At 69.4% G+C, this 22,061-nt stretch carries 22 protein-coding genes and 1 pseudogene; 8 read left to right on the top strand and 15 right to left on the bottom strand.

Features of this window, described 5'->3' with window-relative positions:
* Positions 1-52: 52 nt before the first annotated feature.
* The 5 genes and pseudogenes from WMF33_RS19780 to WMF33_RS19760 form a co-directional block, all read right to left on the bottom strand.
* Positions 53-535: a hypothetical protein gene (locus WMF33_RS19780; RefSeq protein ID WP_437338592.1), complete on the bottom strand. Its 483-nt coding sequence runs from the start codon at positions 533-535 to the stop codon at positions 53-55.
* Between the two features lie 191 nt (positions 536-726).
* Positions 727-1,302: a hypothetical protein gene (locus tag WMF33_RS19775; protein WP_437339498.1), complete on the bottom strand. Its 576-nt coding sequence runs from the start codon at positions 1,300-1,302 to the stop codon at positions 727-729.
* A 141-nt stretch (positions 1,303-1,443) separates the two neighbouring features.
* Positions 1,444-2,061 (bottom strand): annotated as a pseudogene (locus WMF33_RS19770) (class I SAM-dependent methyltransferase); the annotation flags it as partial.
* Positions 2,062-2,235: 174 nt separating this feature from the next.
* Entirely contained in the window at positions 2,236-2,688 is a 453-nt protein-coding gene (locus WMF33_RS19765; protein WP_044986266.1) for an Rrf2 family transcriptional regulator, read from the bottom strand.
* Positions 2,689-2,701: 13 nt separating this feature from the next.
* Positions 2,702-3,400, bottom strand: a complete 699-nt coding sequence (locus tag WMF33_RS19760) for a hypothetical protein (protein ID WP_437338591.1) — start codon at positions 3,398-3,400, stop codon at positions 2,702-2,704.
* A gap of 308 nt (positions 3,401-3,708) precedes the next feature.
* Between WMF33_RS19760 and WMF33_RS19755 the strand changes: the two genes are divergently transcribed.
* Positions 3,709-5,025, top strand: a complete 1,317-nt coding sequence (locus tag WMF33_RS19755) for an IS4 family transposase (protein ID WP_437332111.1) — start codon at positions 3,709-3,711, stop codon at positions 5,023-5,025.
* A 58-nt stretch (positions 5,026-5,083) separates the two neighbouring features.
* Here the strand turns inward: WMF33_RS19755 and WMF33_RS19750 are convergent, their stop codons facing one another.
* The gene (locus WMF33_RS19750; RefSeq protein ID WP_437338590.1) at positions 5,084-7,306 is read right to left on the bottom strand and encodes a bifunctional alpha,alpha-trehalose-phosphate synthase (UDP-forming)/trehalose-phosphatase; all 2,223 of its coding nucleotides are present in this window, start codon (positions 7,304-7,306) and stop codon (positions 5,084-5,086) included.
* Positions 7,307-7,669: 363 nt separating this feature from the next.
* Here WMF33_RS19750 and WMF33_RS19745 point away from each other — a divergent pair, with 363 nt between their 5' ends.
* Positions 7,670-7,915, top strand: coding sequence for a hypothetical protein (locus WMF33_RS19745; protein ID WP_437338589.1), 246 nt, complete (start codon positions 7,670-7,672; stop codon positions 7,913-7,915).
* A gap of 101 nt (positions 7,916-8,016) precedes the next feature.
* On the opposite strand, the gene WMF33_RS19740 is transcribed toward WMF33_RS19745, so the two are convergent.
* Positions 8,017-8,445: a CBS domain-containing protein gene (locus WMF33_RS19740; protein ID WP_437338588.1), complete on the bottom strand. Its 429-nt coding sequence runs from the start codon at positions 8,443-8,445 to the stop codon at positions 8,017-8,019.
* Positions 8,446-8,820: 375 nt separating this feature from the next.
* On the opposite strand from WMF33_RS19740, the gene WMF33_RS19735 reads away from it, so the two are divergent.
* Positions 8,821-9,435: a dihydrofolate reductase family protein gene (locus WMF33_RS19735; protein WP_437338587.1), complete on the top strand. Its 615-nt coding sequence runs from the start codon at positions 8,821-8,823 to the stop codon at positions 9,433-9,435.
* 419 nt (positions 9,436-9,854) lie between these two features.
* Here the strand turns inward: WMF33_RS19735 and WMF33_RS19730 are convergent, their stop codons facing one another.
* The 6 genes from WMF33_RS19730 to WMF33_RS19705 form a co-directional block, all read right to left on the bottom strand.
* Positions 9,855-10,952, bottom strand: coding sequence for an RCC1 domain-containing protein (locus tag WMF33_RS19730; protein ID WP_437338586.1), 1,098 nt, complete (start codon positions 10,950-10,952; stop codon positions 9,855-9,857).
* Between the two features lie 440 nt (positions 10,953-11,392).
* Positions 11,393-12,298: a hypothetical protein gene (locus WMF33_RS19725; protein ID WP_437338585.1), complete on the bottom strand. Its 906-nt coding sequence runs from the start codon at positions 12,296-12,298 to the stop codon at positions 11,393-11,395.
* A gap of 183 nt (positions 12,299-12,481) precedes the next feature.
* Positions 12,482-14,086: a protein kinase domain-containing protein gene (locus WMF33_RS19720; RefSeq protein WP_437339497.1), complete on the bottom strand. Its 1,605-nt coding sequence runs from the start codon at positions 14,084-14,086 to the stop codon at positions 12,482-12,484.
* 511 nt (positions 14,087-14,597) lie between these two features.
* Positions 14,598-15,179 carry a zinc-binding dehydrogenase gene (locus WMF33_RS19715; protein WP_437338584.1) on the bottom strand — a complete coding sequence of 194 codons (582 nt, stop codon included), beginning with the start codon at positions 15,177-15,179 and terminating at the stop codon, positions 14,598-14,600.
* A gap of 97 nt (positions 15,180-15,276) precedes the next feature.
* The gene (locus WMF33_RS19710) at positions 15,277-15,561 is read right to left on the bottom strand and encodes a hypothetical protein (protein ID WP_437338583.1); all 285 of its coding nucleotides are present in this window, start codon (positions 15,559-15,561) and stop codon (positions 15,277-15,279) included.
* A gap of 308 nt (positions 15,562-15,869) precedes the next feature.
* Positions 15,870-16,145: a hypothetical protein gene (locus tag WMF33_RS19705; protein WP_437338582.1), complete on the bottom strand. Its 276-nt coding sequence runs from the start codon at positions 16,143-16,145 to the stop codon at positions 15,870-15,872.
* Between the two features lie 7 nt (positions 16,146-16,152).
* Here WMF33_RS19705 and WMF33_RS19700 point away from each other — a divergent pair, with 7 nt between their 5' ends.
* The 3 genes from WMF33_RS19700 (at position 16,153) to WMF33_RS19690 (ending at position 19,178) form a co-directional block, all read left to right on the top strand.
* Positions 16,153-17,928, top strand: a complete 1,776-nt coding sequence (locus tag WMF33_RS19700; protein WP_437338581.1) for a rhamnogalacturonan lyase — start codon at positions 16,153-16,155, stop codon at positions 17,926-17,928.
* 193 nt (positions 17,929-18,121) lie between these two features.
* Positions 18,122-18,517, top strand: a complete 396-nt coding sequence (locus WMF33_RS19695; RefSeq protein ID WP_437320840.1) for a cupin domain-containing protein — start codon at positions 18,122-18,124, stop codon at positions 18,515-18,517.
* 160 nt (positions 18,518-18,677) lie between these two features.
* The gene (locus tag WMF33_RS19690; protein ID WP_437338580.1) at positions 18,678-19,178 is read left to right on the top strand and encodes a DinB family protein; all 501 of its coding nucleotides are present in this window, start codon (positions 18,678-18,680) and stop codon (positions 19,176-19,178) included.
* Here the strand turns inward: WMF33_RS19690 and WMF33_RS19685 are convergent.
* On the bottom strand, positions 19,156-19,866 hold the full coding sequence (locus WMF33_RS19685) for a helix-turn-helix domain-containing protein (protein WP_437338579.1): 711 nt from the start codon (positions 19,864-19,866) through the stop codon (positions 19,156-19,158). The genes WMF33_RS19690 and WMF33_RS19685 overlap by 23 nt on opposite strands.
* Before the next feature lie 254 nt (positions 19,867-20,120).
* Between WMF33_RS19685 and WMF33_RS19680 the strand changes: the two genes are divergently transcribed.
* Positions 20,121-20,579: a hypothetical protein gene (locus WMF33_RS19680; RefSeq protein WP_437338578.1), complete on the top strand. Its 459-nt coding sequence runs from the start codon at positions 20,121-20,123 to the stop codon at positions 20,577-20,579.
* Positions 20,580-20,587: 8 nt separating this feature from the next.
* On the opposite strand, the gene gspC is transcribed toward WMF33_RS19680, so the two are convergent.
* Positions 20,588-21,523 (bottom strand): type II secretion system protein GspC, encoded by a 936-nt coding sequence (gspC, locus tag WMF33_RS19675; RefSeq protein WP_437338577.1) that lies wholly within the window; start codon positions 21,521-21,523, stop codon positions 20,588-20,590.
* Between the two features lie 196 nt (positions 21,524-21,719).
* On the opposite strand from gspC, the gene WMF33_RS19670 reads away from it, so the two are divergent.
* Positions 21,720-22,037, top strand: a complete 318-nt coding sequence (locus WMF33_RS19670) for a hypothetical protein (protein WP_437338576.1) — start codon at positions 21,720-21,722, stop codon at positions 22,035-22,037.
* Positions 22,038-22,061: the final 24 nt, after the last annotated feature.

Below are 22,061 nucleotides of genomic sequence, written 5' to 3'. Positions count from 1 at the left end.
CCCCACCCTCCGCGAGGCGTCCGGGCAGGAACCCAGAGGCGGACGCGATCGATCAACGATACGGTCCCTGGCGCGGCGCCTCACCATCGAGCACCGACACGTCCACGTGCTCGTCGAGCCCCTCGAGCTCCTTCACGTGCCACTCGACCAGCATGCAGCCTGCGCAGATGTACGCCTCGAGCTTGCCGACCCTCCGGCTGCTCCAGACGCTCGGCTGCGCGATGGCGAGCTCGCTCCGCCCGTCGGCGTCCGCGTCGAGGACCTTGGGCGCGTGGAGGATCTTCCTCGCGCCGCATGCGGGGCAGCGTAGCTCGTCGCGCATCGACGCGGATCGCCGCTCGAGCAGCGCCTGGACCTCGCGCTCGAGCCGCCCCACCCGCTCCTCGAGGGAGCGCCCCGCCGGCGCGCTCGCGGCGTGGGCATCGGTGACGGGAGCCGCGACGGGCGCGCTCGCGGCGCGGGAGAGCCGGGCGCCGCAGTCCGGGCAGAAGACATGGGCCTCCGGGTTCGAGCGGGCGCACGTGGGGCAGTCCATGGCGACAGGATACGGGCGATTTCCCGCGGAGCGAACGGCAGGAAGGCCCGATCTCACTCCACCAGGATCTCCACGGCCACGAGCCGGTCCTCGCGTGTCCCGTCACCGGTGCGCACCATGCGCAGCCGAAAAGAGGGAAGGCATGCCCGCGCGACCCGAGCCGCCCCGGAACCGTCCGCGCGAGTCCGTGCTCATTGGCGACGCCCCTCCAGGGCTGCCTTGATGCCAGCGTGAAAGGCAGGGGACGCGGGGTTTTCTTCGAAGTTGACGATTCTCAAGGTGGTGTTCCTCGCGATCGCGGTCCGCACCGCCTCCGCACCAACGTCCCCAATGGCGTTGTTGCGCAGCCGGAGAATCTTGAGCGAGGCGTTGTTGCGAAGGGCGTCGCCGACACTCGCTGCGCCGATGTCGCAGATCTGGTTGTGGTTGAGGCTGAGCGCGATCAACGAGCTGTTGGATGCGAGCGCCTCTCCAATGGCCGCGGCGCCAACGTCGCCGATCTGGTTCCGCCCGAGCCCCAGCTCGACCAATGAAGTAGACGCTCGGAGAGCCTCTCCGATCGCCCTGGCCCCAACATCGCCCACTCGGTTTTCGTTGAGACACAGCGTCGCGAGAGAAGCGTGTTTTCTCAGGACATCTCCCAGAGCCTCGCCTCCGACGTCCCCTATCTCGTTGTTGAACAGCCACAGCTCCTTGAGCGCGGTGTTGGCGAGGAGAGCGTCTCCGATGGCCTTGCAGCCAAGGTCTGTGATTTGGCAGCCGCCCATCCTCAGGATAGAGGTCTTGCTCGTCTCGAGAGCCTTCGCGATAGCCTCCACCTGGGTTTGCCGGAGCGCGCCGTCGACCGTGACCTCAACCTGTCCGGCGTGGAGCCGCCTCACGGCTTCCTCTGCGCCGACGATCACGGCGTCCCTCCTGCAGACTACATTGATGAATGGGAGAGTCGCGCTACTGCCCGCAGGCTCGTCGATGTCGGAGAACTCGACGAGCCCGTACGGACCGAACTCCCGCTTCACCGACTCGGCGTCGTAGAAGTACATCGGAAGACCGGGCAGGCGCTCGTACCAGTCGTCGCCGAGCCGGAGCCCATGTCCGTACATTGGCGCCTTCTTTGAGATGATCGTGAAGATCATGTGCCCACCGGGCGCCAGCTGGCGGTAGCAGTCTCGAATGAGCTTCTCGCGACCGCGGGCATCCAGGAGGAAGACGAGCCCGTAGCAAAAGATGCCGTCGTACTGCCGGCGGTCGAAGGGCATGTCGGTGACTGATCCGTGGACGATGGGGATCTCGAGGCCGAGTCGCGAGCGGGCAAGCTCGATCGCCGTCGCAGAGATCTCGATCCCCGCCACTGACATCCCGCGCTCGAGGAACGGCTTCGCGTTCCTGCCGTAGCCGATGCCGGGTATCAGGACACTCTTGACACCGGCTCGAGCGAACGTGTCGCGCGCGAGAGAAGCAGACGTCGTCGGCTCCAGTCCCCACATCAGCTGCTTCTCGGCGAACGCGGTTTCCCAGAATTCGGTCATGATGGTTTGGCTCCTGCTCGCTGTGAACTACTCATGGCTTTTGGGGCGCCTCCACGATGTACTTCTTCCCATGAGGGCGACGCACACGCCGGCCAGGACGGCGCGGCGCTGGGAAGGGGCGTGGATGGCTTGATCGGCGGCGCCTGCTCGTGTGGATGGATTCGCCTTCATCGTTCATCTCATGTCACTGGGAGGCGCGGGGCGAGCAGCCACCCGAGTCCGCACGTCCTCGCCCAGGGCCGCGAGCGTCACCTCGCCGAGGCGCGACAGAAGCAGCGACTCCGCAGCCTCGAACGACTTGCTAAGAGCCGCGTTGACCGCCTCTTCGACGGCGCAGCCGGGCGTCTCCGTCCGGTTCCCAATGGCGAGCAGCGAGGGCGAGCCGAGCGCAGTGTAGATGTCGCGCAGGGTCACCTTCGCGAGATCGCACGCCAGGGACCACCCCCCCCCATGTCCCTTCTCCGACCGGACGTATCCCTGCTCCCGGAGACCGGCCATGACTCGCCGGATCACCACGGGATTGGTGTCCATGGCTTTCGCCATCTGCTCGGACGTCAAGGGCCCCTCGTGCTGGGCCATGTGCAGCAGGACGTGAAGCACCCCGGAGAGTCGGCTGTCTCGCCTCACGCAACTTATGATGTTACGTGACCGGAGGGTTGTCAAGGAGCACGGCCGCGGAAGCTCGGCCGTCGACCCGCGCCCAAGCGCTTCGGTGGCCTTCTCGAAGGGAAGCCCCGGGGCTCGGCGGCACCTCGACGCACCCGTGGAGCACCTCCACGTCGCCCAGCCAGGCGAGCGCAGGCCGGGCTCCCTGGAGCCAGGGCCACCCGCCCTCCGGCTCGGCGACGATCGGCTCGGGCGCGATGGCGCGGTCCTGCACCGCCACCTCCGCGCCGAGCTCCCGCGACAGAGCGCGCCCGAGCAGGTCGGCCGCCGGGGCGCCGAGCGCCGGGCCGACGTGCACGACCTCCACGACGGCCGGCTCGTTGTCCGGGAACCGGAGCCGCCACGCGACGAGCGGCCCCGCCGCGTGCGGCCACGCGCCCCCGAGCGACGCGGCGAGCTCCCGCTGGACGAGCGCGAGCTCCGGCTCCTTGGGCGCCACGTCGATGGGCGTCGAGCTCGCCCGGACCGACGCCGCCACCTCCTCCAGCGCGCTCGCGTCGAGCCCCGCGATCACGTCGACCTTCGGGGTGACGCCCGCGACCACGGCGATCCGATCGCGCAGATCGCGCTCGAGCCGCTCCGCCTCGTCGGCCCGGCCGAGCAGCACGAGGCGCACGGCGACGCTGCCGTGGTCGACGGTGACGCTCGACCCCTTGGCGCTCCGCTCCAGCATGCTCCGGACGATGGCCTCGCGCGCCTCGGGCTCGATCCCGAACGCGGCCGCGATGCGGTCCTAGAGCCAATGCCGGTCAGTTAGGGGAAAACCGCATAAATTCATAAGGTTGCGGGTGCTGTGGGCCCGCGACGAGCGGTGCGGCTTCCCGTCACCCCCATCCGGGGACACGAGCGTGTTCATGGCACCGCGGCCGACCGCCAGCAGGAGCCGATCGAGGTCGACGCTATCTCGCGCACTTGACGAGCTTCTTGGGCGGGCGAGAGGCGCAGCGGCAAAAGCGGTGCGCTCACCGGAATAAGCTAAGTATGGCTTTCCGCGATGCGCTGCTCGCTGCCGCCGACTACGTCGGCCCGGCTGACGTCAACAACATCTGCAAGCACTTGCCGGCCGAGTGGATCGAGCAGGCGCTCGCCGCGACCGGTACTGCTACGCTGCGGCGTCGACGCCTGCCTGCCGAGCAGGTCATCTGGCTTGTGCTGGGCATGGCGCTGATGCGCGATCGGCCGATCGAGGAGGTCGTCACCAAGCTGGATCTTGCTCTGCCCGGTGCGAACGGGGCGATCGCCCGCAGCGCCATTCCCCAGGCGCGCGCTCGGCTGGGCGACGAGCCGATGCAGTGGCTGTTCGAGCGCAGTGCCCTGGCCTGGTCGACCCAGAGTGCCGACGCGAATCGCTACCGCGGCCTGGCCGTATACGGCATCGATGGCACGACGCTGCGCGTGGCCGACACGCCGGACAACCGTGCCGAGTTTGGCGGCGCTTCGAGCTCACGCGGTGACAGCGGCTACCCGCAGGTGCGCTTGGTGTGTCTGATGGTGCTGAGCTCTCACGAGCTGGCAGCTGCCAACTTTGGTCCTTACGCAACTCATGAACTGAAGTACGCACGGCCTTTGGTTGACCACATCCACGATCGCTCGCTGACGATCGTGGATCGCGGATTTTTCGGTGCCTCCTTTCTCATCGGGCTGACGAGATCGGGCAGCGAACGACATTGGATGACCCGCGCCCGCTCCACCACCAAGTGGCGCGTGATCAAGCAGTACGGCCCTGACGATGCGCTGGTAGAGATGGCCGTCAGCTCCGAGGCCCGCCGCAAGGACCCATCTCTGCCAAACACATGGCACGTGCGCGCCGTCCGCTATCGGCGACCCGGACATGAGCCCAAGACGCTGCTGACCTCGTTGCTCGATCCAGTGGCCTACGCGGCGAAGGAACTGGCGGCGCTCTACCACGAGCGCTGGGAGCTGGAACTCGCCTACGACGAGCTGAAGACGGAAATGCTCGATCGACGTGAGAGCATCCGCAGCAAGACGCCGATGATGGTGCGTCAGGAGATTTGGGGCCTGCTGTTGGCCTACAATCTCGTCAGGCTGGAGATGGAGCGCGTGGCTGCCGAGGCGCGCGTCCCTCCGACGCGCATCAGCTTCATCATGGCGCTACGTCTCATCCGTGATGAGTGGCTCTGGTCGAGCGACTCCCGTCCCGGAGCCATCCCCGGTCATCTGCACAACCTCCGCCGGGATCTGAAGCGCTTCATCCTACCCCCACGCCGCGCTGAACGAACGTACCCTCGCGCGGTGAAGGTCAAGATGAGCAACTACCCGCGGAAGCGGCCGATCTGAAGGGGATGGAGCTTAACTGACCGGCATTGGTCCTAGAGCGCCCCCCACGCGGCGTGCGTCAAGCCACGACCCCGGCGCCCTGCCCCGCGCGGCCCGCGTCCAGCCCCGCGTGGACCACGCGCAGGAGGCGCCGCACCGCGCCGGCGTCGGGCAGCCGGTAGGCGGCGCGGCTGCTCGCGTTGCCGACGTGGATGGTGCACGCGGACGGCGGCAGCGCCGCGAAGATGTCCTCGTCCGTGCGGTCGTCGCCGATCGCGATCACCGCCGCCCTCGCCGGCACGTCGTCCAGGATGAGCGGCACCACCCTGCCCTTGTGCACGCCGCGCGGCCGGACCTCGATCACCTTCGCGCCGGCGAGCAGCTCCAGCGCATCCAGCGGGATGCGCGCCTCGAGGCGCGCGCAGAGCTCGCGGACGTGCTGGCTCGCCAGCTCGGGCTCGGCCGTGCGGTAGTGCCAGGCCAGGGTCACCGTCTTCTCCTCGATGAAGGTGCCCGGGGTGCGCCGGGTGACGTCCTCGAGGATCTTCCGCACCTCGCCCTTCCAGGCGGCGGCGTCCGGCTCGAGCGCGACCCAGTCGTCGCTCGCCTTGGGCCGAGACCAGAAGCCGTGCTCGGCGTGGAGGTGGAGCGGCAGCGCGCCGAGCCAGCGCTCGATGTCGGCGCGCCGGCGGCCGCTCACGACGTGCACGCGGTCGCGCTCGGACAGCGCCCGGAGCAGCGCGAGCAGCTCCTCGTCCGGCGCGGCGAGGTCGGGCACCGGCGCGAACGGGACCAGCGTGCCGTCGTAGTCGAGGATCCACACGCGCTGCGGCGCCCGGCGGACGCTCTCGACGACGCTCTCGGGCATCCCCCGGCGCGACGGGGGGGCCACCGCGGGCGCCGCTGGCGCGGCGCGGTCGAGATCGTCGAGGAACGACTGCGCCCAGGTGTGCACGTCGTGCGTGGCCACGCGGCGGCGCAGCGCCGCCATCCGGAGCCGCTGCTCGGCGAGCGGCATGGCGATCGCCTGCTTCACGGCGGCGGCGACCGAGCCGATGTCGTACGGGTTGACGGAGATCGCCTCCGCGAGCTCGGAGGACGCGCCCGCGAACTCGCTCAGGATCAGGGCGCCGTCGTCGTCGACCCGCGCGGCGGCGTACTCCTTCGCGACGAGGTTCATGCCGTCGCGCAGCGGGGTGACCAGCATCACGTCGGCGGCGAGGTAGAGGGCGACCACCTGCTCGAACGGCAGCGACCGGTGCATGTAGTGGATCGGCGTCGCGTACGTCGTGCCGTACTTGCCGTTGATGCGGCCGACCATCTCGTGGACGAGCCGCCGGAAGTCGGCGTACGCGCCGGCCGACTCGCGCGTGGGCACCGCGAGCTGGAGGAAGCGGACGTGATCGCGCAGCTCCGGCTCGCGCTCGAGGAACCGCTCGATCGCGAGCAGGCGGCGCGGGATCCCCTTCGTGTAGTCGAGCCGGTCGATCCCGAGCACGATCTTGCGGCCGCGCGCCTCGGCGCGGATGCGCGCCGCCTCCTCCCGGACGCCGGGGTGACCCGCGAGCCGCTCGATCTGCGCGGCGTCGATGCTGATGGGGTGGACCCCCAGGGCGACCGCGCGCCCATCGTGCTCGATCGCCGCCTCGCCCGGCTCGACGCCGAGCACGTGCGCCGCCGACGCGGCGAAATTCCGGCGGAAGCCGGCCGTGTGGAAGCCGATCAGGTCGGCGCCGAGCAGGCCCCGCACGATCTGCTCGCGCCACGGGAGGATGCGGAAGACCTCGGCGGACGGGAACGGGACGTGGAGGAAGAAGCCGATCCGCGCGTCGCGGAGGCGCCGCCGGAGGAGCGCCGGGAGGAGCAGGAGCTGGTAATCGTGCACCCAGATCGCGTCGCCCGGCGTGTACTGCGCGGCGACGACGTCGGCGAAGTGCTCGTTGACGCGCTGGTAGGCCTCCCAGTCGAGCTCGGCGTCGAGGTTCACCTTGTCGAGCAGGTAGTGGAACAGGGGCCAGAGGACGCCGTTCGAGAAGCCGTCGTAGAAGCGGTGCTGCTCCGCGGCGCCGAGGTGCACGGGCACGGCGCGCATCCCGGCGAGCGCCGCGTCGGCGTCCTGCCGCTGCTCGGGGGAGAGGCTCGCGACGCTGCCGGGCCACCCGATCCAGACCGCGCAGTGGCGCTCGTGCGGGCCGCGCATCGCGGCGGCGAGGCCGCCCGAGGAGCGCGTGAGGGAGAGCGCCCCGCGATCGACGCGCACGCTGATCGGGAGACGGTTCGAGACGATGAGCAGTCGGGCCATGGAGTTCCCCTCCTCTGCGGTGACGAGGCCGCTCGCCGGGCGCGAGGCGCGGCGCCGCCCTCGTCGGCCGGGCGCGAGGCGCGCCGGCGCCGGGACGAGCCGCGCGCCTCGCGCGAGGCCGCGTGCCGCCGAAAACGAACAGGGCACGACGCCCACCGCGGGGTCCGCCGCGGGCGCGCGTGGCTGAGCGAATACTTTGAACTCAAAACATATCGCGCGGCGTCGCGCAAGCTGATCCGGCGCGCCGGACGGCCGCGCGCGCCGATCGGTCGGCCACCTCGCACCTCGGCGCGCAGGGGTGTCGCGGCGCGTCGGGCGTCGATGGAGGTCAGGCGCATCCTGTCAGGCGCGACTCGCTCGAGGATGTCTGTTCGATCGCGCGGTATCGAGGGCAAGCTCGGGCAGCTCCGCGGGCTGCACGAGCTCTACGTGCTCGCGGCCGACCTGCACATCACGCTCGTCGCCGTGAAGAAGACGGCCATGATGCTGCTCGACCGCCCGCTCATGGCGAGCTGCGACCGCATCGAGGAGAACACGCACCGCCAGCAGGCGTGGCTCCTCACCCAGGTCGGCGCGCACGCGCCGCAGGTCCCGGGCGTCCCGTTCTGAGCCGGCGCGCGGGCGCGCCCGCAGGGCCGCGCGCGGCGGACCCGCCGGCGCGCGGCGGGCCGCCCTGGCGCGCGAGCGGCACGAGCGCGGCGCGGCGGGCGCTACGCGCGGGCCTCTCGCTGAGAGATCGAGCTCAAGAGCGCTGACGACCTCGCCCCGCCGTCCTTGTCGGCGATGTCCGACAGGCTGATGACGCCGACAGGATGCTTCTGGTCGTCGACGCAGACGATCCTCGACTTCTTGTGGTTGCTCATGAGGCTCGCCGCCACGTTCACGTCCTCGTCCGGGCGGCAGCAGACGACCTCTCGGGTCATGACGTCTTCCGCCCGTGTCGACGCGGCCTGACGGTGCTCCGCGAGCACCCGGATCGTGAGATCGCGATCGGTGAGGGTCCCGATGACGGAGCCGTCATCGCCGCAGATCGGAACGAAGCCGATGTTCCGCGACTGCATCAGCTCGGCGACGCGCTCGACGGGCTCGCCCGCCTTGCAGCACGCCACGTCGGTCTTCATGAGCTCGGAGCAGTTCATGGTCTCTCCTCCTGGCATCGAATTCCGCTTCGTGTTCGAGACGCCCATCGTCTCGTCTGGAGATCCAGCACGAGCAAATGGCGGGCCATCGCGCCGCGAGGCACGGGTGTCGAGCTCGCGACGAACAGGGGATGGCGCGAAATGCGATCTCGCGACGACCGAGCGGGCACGAGGCGGCAGCGCTCTCCAGCGCTCGATCTGGTCAGTCCCCTGCCCTACCCCAGCCGCAGGCTGACCTCGTGCCGCCGTCGCACGAGCCCGGCGCCGGCCGGCGGGAAGAAATCGCCGTCGGGCCGATGATCCTCGGCGGCTCGAGGGGTCGAAGTGACAGAGGCCGCGGCGGACCGTCCCGCCGCGCCCCGAGGAGCGTGAGCCATGGCGATCTTGACGATGACGACGTTCGTGACGCTCGACGGCGTGATGCAGGCCCCCGGCGGGCCGGGCGAAGACCCGAGCGGAGGCTTCACCTACGAGGGCTGGGTGCGGCCCCACTTCGACGACGACCTGGGCGCCTTCATGGTCGACGTGTTCAAGCGCGCCGACGCGTTCTTGCTCGGGCGCGGCACCTACCAGATCTTCGCGTCGCACTGGCCCCGCGTGACCGACCCGGCCGACCCGATCGCCTGCGCCCTGAACGCGCTGCCCAAGCACGTCGCCAGCCGCACGCTCGGGCGCGCCGAGTGGGGCCCCGCGACGATCGAGCGCGACATCGTCGCCGGCGTCGCCGGCCTGAAGCAACGTTACGAGCGCGAGGTCCAAGTGCACGGCAGCGCGGGCCTCGCGCAGACGCTGCTCTCGCACCGACTTGTCGACGAGCTGCACGTGCTCACGTTCCCGGTCGTGCTCGGCGCTGGAAAGCGCCTCTTCGAGCGCGTCGCGCCCACCGCCTTCGAGCTCCGGGCCACACGCGCGACCGGGCGGGGCGTCGTGCTCAACACGTACCGGCGCGCGGGCGAGCCGACGTTCGGCTCGTTCCTGCTCGACGGTTGAGCAGCCGCGGGCGACGCGCGGCAGCGTTCGCTCCCTTCTTCTTCTCCGTCACCAGGGACGAACTTGGGCGACGAATTTGCCGTGAGCGGCTGCTCGGGCTGCCGGTGTCACCGAAGCGGTGAGCAAGCTCGCGCGGACAATATCCTGCCGTATCGGGATGGCCTGACTCCGCCCGCAGGAAGAAGGCGGCCATCTGGCCGCCGAGCGGCCACCTCCGCGCGGTTCCGAGGTCGTCGAGCCGCCCTACCCTGCGAGGTTCTCGTGGTTGATTCAGCTCAAGTCACGCTGTAGCTTCGCACGAATCTGGCGCAAGCTGCGGGGCCCGCGGGTGCCCACCGTCCCGCCAAGCCCGAACATTGATCTTCCCGAGGCTTGGAGGGTCGCGCCAGTTCGCCAGGCAGCAAACTGCAACTGTAGTACTAGCGGGCGACGAGGGCGAGCACGTGACCGCCGCCGTGTGCGTCGACGCTGCTCACGCCGCGAAAATCAGGAATCTGTATTGGAACCGATGAGCTCTTGAATTCACCGTTGCCCAGCGCGCCGAACTCGCCATGCCCCCAGGTCCAGACTGTAGCGTCCTCTGCCAGCGCCACGCTATTGTATGCTCCTCCGGCGAGCGCATTGACTTTGACAGTGATTGGCACCTGAGCCTCGACCGCCGTGAGGCTCCTATTTTCATCTACATCAACAACCCCAAGCTGACCGGATCCATTGTATCCCCATGACATCACCCTACCATTGGAATACAGCGCCAGCCCATGGAACCCTCCGGCAGCAACATGGGTCACCTCGGCCCCCTCCAGCCCCCGCACAAGCGCGGGCAGCAGGACATTCTTCTCTGTCCCATTGCCCACCTGCCCAACTTCGTTGCGCCCCCAGGCATAGACGCCGACCCCTTTCCCGAGCGCCACACTATGCGAGGAACCACATGCAATCTCGTCAATAGAAATATCAGAGAGGGCAGTGACCTGGATGGGGATGTGACTGTCCGTCGTGGTCTCGTCGCCGAGCTCACCAGAGCTATTGCTCCCCCAAGCCCACACCGTGCCGTCCTTCTTGAGCGCGAGGCAATGCTGTTGCCCCGCCGCGATGGCGTCCACATCATCTATATATGCCATGGTCGGCTTCGAGTGTGGCTCATGGTCGCTTGAGTTGTCACCCAACTCACCATAAGAGTTATTTCCCCATACCCAGACCTTGCCGTCGATATCGAGGGCCATGCTTATATACCCTCCAGCGGCGATGGCCTTGACATTAACGAGACCTCCAACAACCGTTGGAACTGGGATAGCAGTCACACCGGAATCGACGCCCAATTGACCGAACTGGTTGTTGCCCCAAGCCATCACGGTCCCGTCAGTCAACAAGGCCAGGCTGTGACTCGCCCCCGCAGAGACCGCCTTCACGTTCACGCCCGCCGGTGGTGATACAGTGATTTCGACAGGGCTCGCGCGGTTCACCGTGGAGCCATCACCGATCTGGCCGAACTGATTGGCTCCCCACGCGTACACCGCCATCGTTGCGCCGCCGCCGGTACCTCCACCGATGCCTCCGCCGGTCGTGGCTCCGCCTGCACCGGCGTCTCCCCGCCCATCTGTACCCCCGCCAGAGTCACCTGACAGGTCAGAAATGCCAACGATGCGACCACACCCCGCGCCGGCAATGAGCGCTCCAGTGAACAACCCCATAAAAGCAAACCGATCATTCACTTTCACCATCACATCCACCCCCCAACGCCCGAAACACAATATCCACATTATCTGCAAGGCCACGACCTCACATCATCGTTCAGGATGTGCAAGGCATCGGCGAATCCGCAGGAATATCGTCCGAGAAAGAGGCGCTGATCCGCTAACGCCCCGTCACGTCCCGTTGTGACGAGCCGTCACGTGCGCTCGGAGTCGGCCGTCGCGTCGGCCTGGAATACGCCGCATCGCGGTCGGCCTTCGCGTGCATCTCAAAAATCTCCTCGGAGAACCGCCTCCATCCCGTTCTGCCCGATCACCGGCGTCACCTGCAATCCCGCCTTGCCATTCGCGGCCGGGCCGCTCTTCGGGGCCAGGTTCAGGAGGATCGCGGCCGTGGCGATTCCGACGCCGCCCACGACGAACCCTGCTGTCGATATTGCAGCCGAGGTGCGCGCGTCCTCGCCGAGGGCGATCCCCTCGTCATCGCACCGGCTCTTGTCGCGATCCTTGCAGTGCGACAACGCCGCGTCCCATTGCGAAAGTGTCTTGAATCCGAAGCCAGCGCCAAGGCCGATCCCAACAAGCCCCACGGAACCTGCAGCAATCGCGCCGAGGTGAAACCCGTTCATGCCGGCTCCAGCCGGTGCCGGCGCCGGCCTTGGTGCCGGTGCAGCAGCGGCAGACGCGACGCCAGCGTCGTTCTTCAGGACGGGCACGCGGACCTCCAAGGTCGCTCCCGCGAGGACCTGCGCCGTCTGCTCCCACGCCTTCTTGCCCGGGGCCGTCACCCGGATCGTGTGCTCCCCGGGATCGATCGCGGCAGGCACGTTCCACGTGCTGCGGTCGACGTCTGCGCCGTCGCGCTCCACCCGCAGACCTCCAAGGTTCGCGAGCTCCGCGGGGACCGTCAGGAGCAACATCGGCACCTTCGGCTTCAACGCCTCGGCGCGTTCCTTCGCCCGCGCTTCGCGGTCGCTGCGGCCGGCCGCCCTAGCGCTCTCGGCGACCTCCAGGAAGATGGACCACGCACTGCCGGTGAGTCCGACCGACTCATAACATTCCGCGAGGCGGTACTGGGTCACCATTCCTGGGTCGAGCTCATGGCTCTTCTTCAGCATCGGGCACGCGTCGGTGTACTTGCCGTTCTTCATCAAGGCGAGGGCCTCGTCGAACAACGCCTGCGCCTCCGCCACATGGGGCGAGGCCTGCGCGCTCGAAGGTGCCGCAGGAGGCGAGCGCTGCGCCGCTGAAGGCGCCGCCTGGACCGTTATTGCCAAGGCGATGCACGCCGTGAGGTGCCCGTGGACGTGTCGCGTTCGACTCGCTTTCATCTTGCCCCCGTGTTCCATGGCTCCGACTCAGTAACGGCCCCCGCCAAAACCGTCATCCCCGACCCTTCTGCCTGTCGTCCCGGGGGCGCGAGACCTCGTGCTTCGCGCCGGGGCCGGCTGTGGCGTCGCGGCCATGGCGCTCGCCGTCGGTAGGGATGACCGTGACGCCGCGGCCGGGGCGCTGGCGCTGCTCATGGGAGCGGGCACGGCGGCCTTGTTGTTCACCGCCGGCGGTTCCATCACGGAGGCGTCCGCTGCAGGCTCGGCGAGCCGCACCGTGTGAGCCGAAGAAGACGCCTGGTGCGCGACGTCTGCGTTTCTCGGAGCGGCCGTGTCGGCTGCGGCCCTGAGCTGCTGCGAAGCAACCCAGCCGCCGCCGGCCAACGTCAGGAGCGCTGCTACGCCGATCACCAGAGCTGCTCGCGGCATCGTCGTGAGCGGCCGATCGGCCCTTCTCGAGGCGTCAGGGGCGCTGGTCCATGACGCGGTCACCGTCCGAATCGACTCGGTCAAACGAGCAGCGCTCGCCCCGTACGGCAGGAGCACCGGTGCGGGCTGCCCAGCGGGCGCTTTTGTCGGTGCAGGCAACGGCAAGCAAGCCGCCGGTGGTGCATGTGCCGGCTCGGGCATCGACCCATACCGCGGCGCCGGTGGCCGGGGGACCAGGGCGCTGCTCGAGGGCAGGGCGGCCACGCCTGGCGCAGGTGCGTCGGCGATCTTCGTGGCGTCGTGGGGGAACGGCGCTCTCACGGTGGCCGTGCCGGCCGCGAACCGGGCGAGCGCCACCCCGAGCTCGTTGGCATCCGCGAAGCGGGCCGCCGGGTTCTTCTCGAGACACCGCAGGATCAGGGCCTCGAGACCCGGTGGCACATCGGGCCGCACAGCCCGCAGCGAATCGGGGCTGTCAGCGAGCACCGCCGAGCAGACCTCCGTGATCGTGCTGCCCGAGAACGGGACGCGGCCCGCAAGCATCCGATACAGGATCACGCCCAGCGCCCACACGTCGCTGCGCGCATCCGCGTTGCGCGCCCCGCGCATCTGCTCGGGCGACATGTAAAGTGGAGTCCCGAGGACCGTGTTGGTCCGCGTCGCTTCTACGCCGTCGAAGGCTGGATCGGCGACCTTCGCGATGCCAAAGTCCAGCACTTTCACGCGCTCATCACCGCGCGGGCCGCTGGCCAGGAACAGGTTCGCCGGCTTGAGATCGCGGTGAACGATGCCGATCGCGTTGGCCTCGCCGATGGCGTCGCACGCTTGCACGATATAGCGCGCAGCGCGATCGACCGGCAGAACCACCTCCCGGTCAAGGACGGTCTTCAGATCGATGCCGTAGAGCATCTCCAGCACGATGTACGGCACACCGGTCTCGAGTCGGCCGACGTCGTGGATCTTGGCCACGTAGTCGCTCTTGAGGCGCGCTGCGGCGCGGGCCTCTCGGAGGAAGCGCTCGGTGCCCTCGGCGTCCGAAAGGGCAGTCGGGAGCATGACCTTGATGGCCCGCAGCTCGTGCAGATCCAGGTGCATCGCCGCCACGACGACGCCCATCGCGCCAGCGCCGAGCACGCGTTCAACCCGGTACTTCCCGGCGATGATCTGTCCGCCCCAGACAGGTATGGTGGTAGCCTCGATCATGTCGGCCACTCTCCCTCCTCTCCAGACCCGTAGCGCGCGAGGCTCCCTGGGTCGAATGAAAATGGTCCTTCGCCCTGCGCGCGCAGCGTCGCCGCGACCTTCCCATCCGATGCATTGACGCTCTGCCTCCGCCGTAACGGTCAGATGTCCAAGGAGTCTTCCATGCCGCACCCTAGGGAACGCATGGATTTCGAGTACCTGAGCAGACAGCCTAGCTCGCCCCGAGCAGCGTTATTGGCCTGAACGTCACGTGGAGAACCGACGCCCCGTGAACATCGGCGCCGGACGTCCGCACGTCCCATCCATAACCTGTCCCGTCTTTACCAGGCGGTTCACGTCGATGTACCGGCTCATGAGCACGTCCGTCTGGGTCGCTGCGCACAGCGCGAAGCACGCGCCGTCGGTTCGGGCGTGCGTCGGAAGCCGGTGCGCGCGCTGAGCACGGCATTCAGCAGCCGCTCGTCAGCAGCGGCGAGAGACTCCGGAGCTGTGCTGTCGATGATCGTGCGATCTACTGGGAGGCCCGGCTCAGAACGGCGCGTCGCCGTCCTCCGGAACGATGATCGACTTCAGCGCCCCATCCTGGCGGTCGGCCTGGAGGCGGATGCCCCGCTCGGCGTCCGACAGGTCGAATCGGTGGGATGGGCTCGACGTCCACCGCCCCCTCGGCGACGAGGCGGATCGCCCGCGGGTACACGTGCCCCATGCGTCGGGAGAACTTGATCTTCAGCCCCTTGCGTCGGCACAGCGCCGCCGGCAGCGAATAGCGGTCGCCCTCGGGGATGCCCGCCAGCAGGATCCGCCCGCCGATGCGCGCGGCCTCGGCCGCATGGTGGAAGCCATCGGGCGAGTTCGTCGCCTCGAGCACGAGGTCGACGCCCCGGCCGCCCGTCCACTCCGCGACGGCCGCGGAGGTCGGCGCAGCGTCGTGCGCGCCCAGCCTGCGCGCGGCCTCGGCCCGGTAGGCGATGGGATCGACCGCGAAGACGCGCTCGGCGCCGGCCAGGCGCGCGAGCTGGACCAGGCACAGGCCGATCGGCCCGCAGCCCAGCACCACCACCGTTTCCTGCAGGTGGGGCCGCGCCAGATCCATCGCGTGGACCGCAACGCCCAGCGGGATCTCAGGTCGCCCCGCACTGAGCGCCCCCCGGCGGAGGTCTTCACCAGTTTTCCGCGCATTTTCGCGATCGCTAACAGCCGACGACGACCGCGCCCACCTCGGAGGGGTCCTCGCCGCAGAGCAACGCCACCTCGTGCTGTCCGCGCGGCGCCCTCTGGACGAGGGGCTGCTTGTGCAGATGGCTCACCGGATCGGCGACCGACACGCTCCCGGACCGGAGCCGCAGGGGCCCCAGCGGCCGGACGTGGCGAACCTGCGAAGACCCCGGCGCTCTCAACAGATCGAGGACCGTTCGGGGCACGTCCCGCTGGTCGAGGATCTCCCCGGTCTCGGGATGCGGGCGCAAGAACGTCACGGCGCGTCGAGCCTACCATCCCGCCCGACCACAACAAAATTCCACTCCTGCGGCTCCTCCGGGATGCGCCATCAAAAAAATTTGAGTGGACGCCTCCGAGTGGTGACCGAAAGCCAGCACCTCATCCCACAACACGTCGAGCTCTGGAAACGGTGATCTCGGACGTTCCGTAGCGGCCGCTCAGCGGGCCCTCGGTCTCGGAGTGATCCGCGACCAGCTCACGCGCGCCACGTCCGGCAGCGCCGGCGCCGGCGTTCGTCTCGTTTTCGATTGGCTTGAAAGGCGAGTACTACAATGAGAGCTATTGCTTATGGGACCATGGCCCTGGTCGTGGCGGGAGCCCTGGGTGCGTGCGGCGGGTCCGAGTCGGGCGATGACGGCTCCGGCGGCGCTCCGAATGCAGGCAGCGCGTCAGGGCAGGCATCCAGCGGCGCCGCGGGGCAGTCGTCCAGCGGCGCCGCGGGGCAGTCGTCCAGCGGCGCGTCCGGGCAGTCGTCCAGCGGCGCCGCGGGGCAGACGTCCAGCGGCGCGTCGGGCGGCGGAGACCCCGGCACGGGCGGCACCGACAGCCCAGGCGAGTCCATCTGCGGAGTGACGCCGGCCGCCGCGACCGGGCATGTCGCGCTGGAGAACCTCTGCCGCGGCGTCGTGGCCGTGCGCTCGGGCGAAGGCAACTTCATCAGCTGGCGGTTGATGGGCTACGAGGATCCCGAGATCGGGTTCAACGTCTATCGCGACGGCGCCAAGGTGAACGGCGCTCCCATCACCGACTCGACAAACTATTTCGACTCGGGAGCGCCCGGAGACGCGAAGTACACCGTCCGCGCCGTGATCGATGGCGCCGAGCAGGGCGACTCGGCCAATACGCGCGGCGGGGACTCCGGCACACCCACGTGGGCGCGAAACTATCTGACCATCCCGCTCAAGACGCCCGACAATTACCAAGCCGGTGACGCCTCCCCCGGCGATCTCGACGGCGACGGCGACTACGAGCTCGTGGTCAAAGAGCAGAACAGCCCGCGCGATCCATCGCAAGACGGCCGCACCGGCCAGCCCAAGCTCGCGGCCTACGACACCGACGGCACCTTCCTGTGGCGCATCGACCTGGGCATCAACATCCGCGAGAGCGAGCACACCACGCCCTTCGTCGTGTACGACCTCGACGGCGATGGTCGCGCCGAGATCGCCGTCAAGACCGCGCCCGGCACACGCGATGGGAAGGGAGCGTTCCTGCACACCGGTCCCGCCGCCGACGATGACGACGCGCGAGACTACCGCAACGGGGCGGGCAAGATCTTGAGCGGACCGGAATACCTCACGGTCTTCAGCGGCGTCGACGGCGCGGAGCTCGCGACCATCCAGTACCACGCCCCCATCACGAGCGGCAGCTTCGGCGACAACAACGGCAACCGCTCGGATCGCTACAACGCCACGCTGGCCTTCCTCGATGACTCAGGCCAGCCGAGCGTCGTCATGCAGCGGGGCTACTACGCCCGAACGACGTTCGGAGCATACAATTACCGCGAAGGCCGGCTGAGCCTGCTGTGGAGCTTCGATTCGTCCGCGAACGGCAACGGCGCCTTCGCCGGCAAAGGCGTTCACAGCGTCATGGCGGCGGACACGGACGGCGACATGAGGCAGGAGATCATCCCTGGCGCCGCGACGATAGGCCCCGACGGCAAGGGCAAATGCGCCGTCGACTTCTATGGACACGGCGACGCGATTCACGTCGCCGACCTGGTCCCCTCACGCCCCGGGCTCGAGGTGTTTCAGCCGACCGAAGCGGACGGCGTGCCCTCCTACTTCGTGCGAGATGCGGAGACCTGCGAGGTCCTGTGGCGCGGCCCGAACAGCGACGGCGAGGGACCGGGCCGCGGCGCGGCCGACGACATCTCGCCCGACAACCCCGGAGGTGAGGCCTGGACCAACACCGCAGGCCTGTTCAGCGCGGAGAGCGGTCGCAACATCGGCTCCCGTCCCCGCCAGGTGAACTTCCTGATCTGGTGGGACGGCGATGAGAGCCGCGAGCTGCTCGACGGCAACACCGTCACGAACTTCGACGGCGAAGGCAGGGGCTTCACCGCGAGCGGCTGCACCTCGATCAACGGCAGCAAGTCGGTGCCGACGCTCAGCGCGGATCTGTTCGGCGACTGGCGCGAGGAGGTCGTCTTCCTGTGCGGCGACAGCCTGCGCATCTACACCACCGATCAGATCACCAGACGCCGCATCTACACGCTGATGCACGATCCGCAGTACCGTGCCAACGTGTCGGCCCAAAACGCTACTTACAACCAGCCGCCGCACACCAGCTTCCATATCGGCGACGGCATGAGGGAGCCCCCCAGACCCGACATCACGGTGCGGTGACGCCGGCGCGCCGTCGTGCGCCCGCTCACGGCGCCGCCGCCGCGCGGGGCCGGAGCGACGGGCTGGAGCGCGCGATCGAGCAGGCCACGGCCATCCCGACCCTGACGACGCGCGCCTGGGCTCCGTGGAGGGCGCCGGGATGCTCGGAAAAAATCTACAATCACCGGCGCGCGCGACGGCTCATGGTGGGCGCATGACCCGACACGACAGCCACGCTTTTCATCTCTCCGACACCTACCTGCAGCTCCTCGACGGCGGCGCCGCGAAGCCGATCCCTGTGGACGCCGAGTTCTGGGCGAAGATCGGCGAGCGCGAGGAGCTGCACGCCGGCCGCATGGTGGGCCTCTTCCACATGGACAAGAGCCCCGATCACCGCGAGGTCCACCCCCGTGGCGACGAGGTCCTGATCCTGCTCTCGGGCGCGGTCGACGTCGTGCTGGAAGACGAGCTCGGCGAGCGCGTGATCGAGCTGCGCGATCAGGGCGCGTGCATCGTCCCCCGCGGCGTCTGGCACGGGCAGATCGTGCGCGCGCCGAGCGTGATGATCTTCATCACGCCCGGCGAGGGTACCCAGCACCGCGCGGGCTGATCCCACGCGATGACCGGCGGCGAGCCCCCGCAGCGCCTGCGGGGGGTGCTGGCCGAGGGGCTGCCGGTTCGCGACGTCGCCCGCGAGCTCGGCCCGACGCGGCGCCAAGACCGCCGTTGCGTTCAAGCGCGCAGCCCGCTCGCTGCCCACGCTCGGACGCATGAACCGTCCGATCCAGCCACTCCAAACGCTCGTCGCTCACGCCGCGTGGGCCAACCGACAGCTCTTCGCCGCCCTTCGCGACATCGATGCCTTCGGATCGCAGAAGGGCGCAGACCTCATCTTGCGCGTCCTCGACCACATCCACGTCGTCAGCCGCATTTTCCAGGCCCACCTCCAGGGCGTCTCGCACGGCTACGAGTCCACGCAGAGCGCCGTCCTTCCTGCGCTCGAGGAGCTCGATCGCGGATCCGAGGCCATCGACCGCTGGTATGTGGATACCGCGGCGTCGCTCGGACCGGAGGAGCTCGCACGACCTCGCGATGTGCGCTTCACCGACGGAAAGGTCGTGCCGATGAACGCCGCCACGATGATCCTCCACGTGGTCACACACACGACCCATCACCGCGGAAACGTGGACGCCATCATGTACCAGTGCGGGATGCCGCGCCGGAGGGACGGATTCCCCGAGTTCCTCGTCAGTCGAGCGTCCGCCACGTGATCGAGCTCAGCCCCTGCGTCGGCGTCATGCCGAACTGCTCCCGGAAGACGCGGCTCAGGTGGGCGCTGTCCGCGAACCCGGCGGCGGCCGCGGCGGCGCTCAGGCTCGCTCCCCCCTCCACCGCGGCGATGGCGCGGCGCAGGCGCTTCCACCGCAGGTACGCCCGCATCGGGAGCCCGACGTCGCGCGCGAAGGCATGACGCATCTGCCGCGGCGAGAGCCCGGCCTCGTGCGAGAGCCGCGCGAGGTCGACCGGGTCGGGGCCGTCGAGGTAGGCGCACATCCGGCGCGCCGCCGGGTGTCGCGGCTCCGGCGGCTGACGCAGGTCGACGGCGGAGAGGATCGAGGCCATGAGGGCGCGCGCCATCTCCGGCGTGGGATCGCGGGGGACGCTCACGTCGATCGCGTCGCGGCCCCACGTCGCGCACCGGGGCGCGGCGTCACGAGAGAGCGCTCGGCTCGCCACGTCGTCCCCGTCGAGGAACAGCATCGCAGCGTGCGCGCACGCGCCGTGCCGATGGGGCATGCGTGGGGGAATGACGGCGGCGCCGGCGTGAAGGCGCCCGCCGGCGCCGTCCTCGATGCACAGCCCCTGCGGCGCGATGACGACCTGGGCCGCGTGATGCGCGTGGCGCCTCGTGGCGACGAGGAGGCCCACGTAGAGCATCCGCGTCTCCGAGGCGAACACCGTACCGTTCAACCTCGCCGGCGTGCTCAACGGTGGCTGGCTCCCTCGGGGGATGTCGACATCCGCGGGTCCATCGGCTCGCCCATCCTAGCTCAGCCGCTCTGGGGGCGAAGGGGCTTCCAGGGCGGCCGCGAAGCGGACGCCGGGGTGCGGAGCGGGGCGGAGCCCCGAGGAGACGAGGCGAGGTCCAGAGCCGGGCGTCCGCCGCGGGAATCGGTTTGATCTCAAACAATGAGCGAGCTAAGAATCCGGTCATGAGCCTGTCCTTCTCTGGACCCAAGGGGTGGATCGAGCAGCGCTGGATCGTGTACGCGCTCCTGCGGGACAGCATCCAGCACCACCTCGAAGACGGGTGTCCGAGCGAGGAGTTCGCGGCGATCCACGGCGCGGCCGGGGCCCTCGGCGGGCAGCGCGTGGTGCTCCCGGCGCAAAAGCTCCACGACGAGCTCCGGCGGGCGCGGGCCGCGCTCGCGGGGCGCCCGCTCGACGCGCTGGCGATCAGCGGCCGGACCCGCGCGGTCCTCAGCCTGCGCTGGCCGCCGCCGGCGGAGCGAGAGACGATGCTCGTCAAGGACTGGGGCGACTCGGTGCCGCTGCTCGGCTCGCCGCCCGGCGACAGCCTCGACGACGTGTTCGGCCACCTGCTCGACGGCCTCCTGCGCATCACGGAGGGAGCCTCCGCGTCGGATCACGTCGAGGTCATGGACCTGTAAGCGCAAGCTCACCGGATCCGGAGGTCGATCGTCATGTCCTTTCCGCCCCGCTGGACGGCGATCGCGAGGTTGTCCGCCGAGCGCAGCCGGGCATAGGCCTGGAGGGCGCTCTGCGGGTCCGTCAGATCGAAGCCGTTGATCGACCGGAGGGTGTCCCCCTTGCGCAGGCCGACCGCGGTCAAGAGCGAGCCGGCCCCGACGCGCGAGAGGCGGACGCCGATCACCCGCTCTCCCTCGCGGACGGGGACAATCCGCGCAGAGCGCATGAGCTCGCCTTGCTTCTCCAGGACGAGATCGATCGCCGTCCGGTCGACGATGAACTCGGTGTCGCTCACCTTCCGGATCTTCGACGCGATCTCCGGCGGGAGCGCGCCGCGCTTCGGCGGCTTCGGCGCGGCGCGGGGCGCGGGCGGCGCCGGCGCGCGCCGGTTGTCGCCGATGCGGACCTGGCAGCGCGCCCCCGGCTCGGCCAGCCACACGCGGTCCCAGCCGATCGCGAGCACCGAGCGGCCCTCGACCGCGTCGCCCGCCCGGCGGAGGAGCGGCTCCCCTCGCCCCACCGCGATCGTGGCGAACGACCAGGCGGGATCCTCCGAGGCGGCGATGAGCAGCACGCGCGCGTCCTCGCAGGTCGGATCCAGCAGCGGATCGCCGAACGCCGCGGGGTCCTCGTCCGCCTCCTCGCGCGCGGGCCTCGGCGTGAGGGGCCCAGTCCTCGAGTCGAACGGGTTCCGCGCGAGGATCGCCGCCGCGCTGGTCGCGTGATCGCTGGGCGCGAGGACGGGCGGCGGCGGCGGCGGCTCCGGCCGAGCCGCGGGCAGCCCGGAGAGCCACGCTTCCTCGACGAGGTACGAGATCCCGGAGGCCTGCTGGTACGCAGCCGTCATGATCATCCCGCCGAGGAGCGCCGGGAAAGCTCGCTTGATGAGGACTTCCGGGATCAACGTCGTCTTCCAGATCGGGTGTCCGCGCGAGCGCCGGCGCCCCCCGCGACCCGAGGGCGGCCACGGATGGAGCGCGGGCGCCCGCGCGGGTGTTGCTTGCACGCCCTGCGCGCCGCGACCCTCGCGCGAGCGCAGCCTGCCCGTGGTGGAGCAGCATCCGTGCCCACGTGGCTTGGGAGTTGCTGCCCGCAGGCGCATGACGACAAGGCCAGGCTCCGCACCGCGCCCCCGCCCCATCGCGCTCCTCGCCGCGATCGCCGCGATCGCCGCACCTCTGGCCGCGGGGTGCGCGCCGGACCCGCAGAACGCGCCCTGTTCCAGAGATGCCGAGTGCCGGCGCCGCGACGAGGATCTCAGGTACTGCATCAGCGCGACATGCGTGGAGTGCCTCTCCAGCGCGATCTGCGGCGCAGGGAACGAGTGCGTCGACGGGCGCTGCGTGCTCCGCTGCCGGGACGCGCGCGACTGCCGATCCGACCAGCTCTGCCGCGACGGCACGTGCGAGGACCGGTGACGTGCGACATCGTGTCGCATCTGG

The organism is Sorangium sp. So ce394 (assembly GCF_051474665.1).
In the GTDB taxonomy this organism is placed as follows: Bacteria; Myxococcota_A; Polyangia; order Polyangiales; family Polyangiaceae; genus Sorangium; species Sorangium cellulosum_D.
The sequence above is the reverse complement of the archived record's forward strand: the minus strand, read 5'-3'. Positions and strand labels throughout refer to the sequence as shown.

Bases quoted from the DNA above. Each gene is read 5' to 3' on its own strand.
- WMF33_RS19695 (WP_437320840.1), top strand. From the start codon at position 18,122: ATGACCCGACACGACAGCCACGCTTTTCATCTCTCCGACACCTACCTG.
- WMF33_RS19705 (WP_437338582.1), bottom strand. From the start codon at position 16,145: ATGGACTCGCCTGGGCTGTCGGTGCCGCCCGTGCCGGGGTCTCCGCCG.
- WMF33_RS19760 (WP_437338591.1), bottom strand. From the start codon at position 3,400: ATGCTGGAGCGGAGCGCCAAGGGGTCGAGCGTCACCGTCGACCACGGC.
- WMF33_RS19670 (WP_437338576.1), top strand. From the start codon at position 21,720: ATGACGACAAGGCCAGGCTCCGCACCGCGCCCCCGCCCCATCGCGCTC.
- WMF33_RS19715 (WP_437338584.1), bottom strand. From the start codon at position 15,179: ATGGATCTGGCGCGGCCCCACCTGCAGGAAACGGTGGTGGTGCTGGGC.
- WMF33_RS19680 (WP_437338578.1), top strand. From the start codon at position 20,121: ATGAGCCTGTCCTTCTCTGGACCCAAGGGGTGGATCGAGCAGCGCTGG.
- WMF33_RS19775 (WP_437339498.1), bottom strand. From the start codon at position 1,302: ATGGGCGGCTGCCAAATCACAGACCTTGGCTGCAAGGCCATCGGAGAC.
- WMF33_RS19755 (WP_437332111.1), top strand. From the start codon at position 3,709: ATGGCTTTCCGCGATGCGCTGCTCGCTGCCGCCGACTACGTCGGCCCG.
- WMF33_RS19730 (WP_437338586.1), bottom strand. From the start codon at position 10,952: ATGGCGGTGTACGCGTGGGGAGCCAATCAGTTCGGCCAGATCGGTGAT.
- WMF33_RS19720 (WP_437339497.1), bottom strand. From the start codon at position 14,086: ATGATCGAGGCTACCACCATACCTGTCTGGGGCGGACAGATCATCGCC.
- WMF33_RS19690 (WP_437338580.1), top strand. From the start codon at position 18,678: ATGAACCGTCCGATCCAGCCACTCCAAACGCTCGTCGCTCACGCCGCG.
- WMF33_RS19740 (WP_437338588.1), bottom strand. From the start codon at position 8,445: ATGAACTGCTCCGAGCTCATGAAGACCGACGTGGCGTGCTGCAAGGCG.
- WMF33_RS19735 (WP_437338587.1), top strand. From the start codon at position 8,821: ATGGCGATCTTGACGATGACGACGTTCGTGACGCTCGACGGCGTGATG.
- WMF33_RS19745 (WP_437338589.1), top strand. From the start codon at position 7,670: ATGTCTGTTCGATCGCGCGGTATCGAGGGCAAGCTCGGGCAGCTCCGC.
- WMF33_RS19780 (WP_437338592.1), bottom strand. From the start codon at position 535: ATGGACTGCCCCACGTGCGCCCGCTCGAACCCGGAGGCCCATGTCTTC.
- WMF33_RS19750 (WP_437338590.1), bottom strand. From the start codon at position 7,306: ATGGCCCGACTGCTCATCGTCTCGAACCGTCTCCCGATCAGCGTGCGC.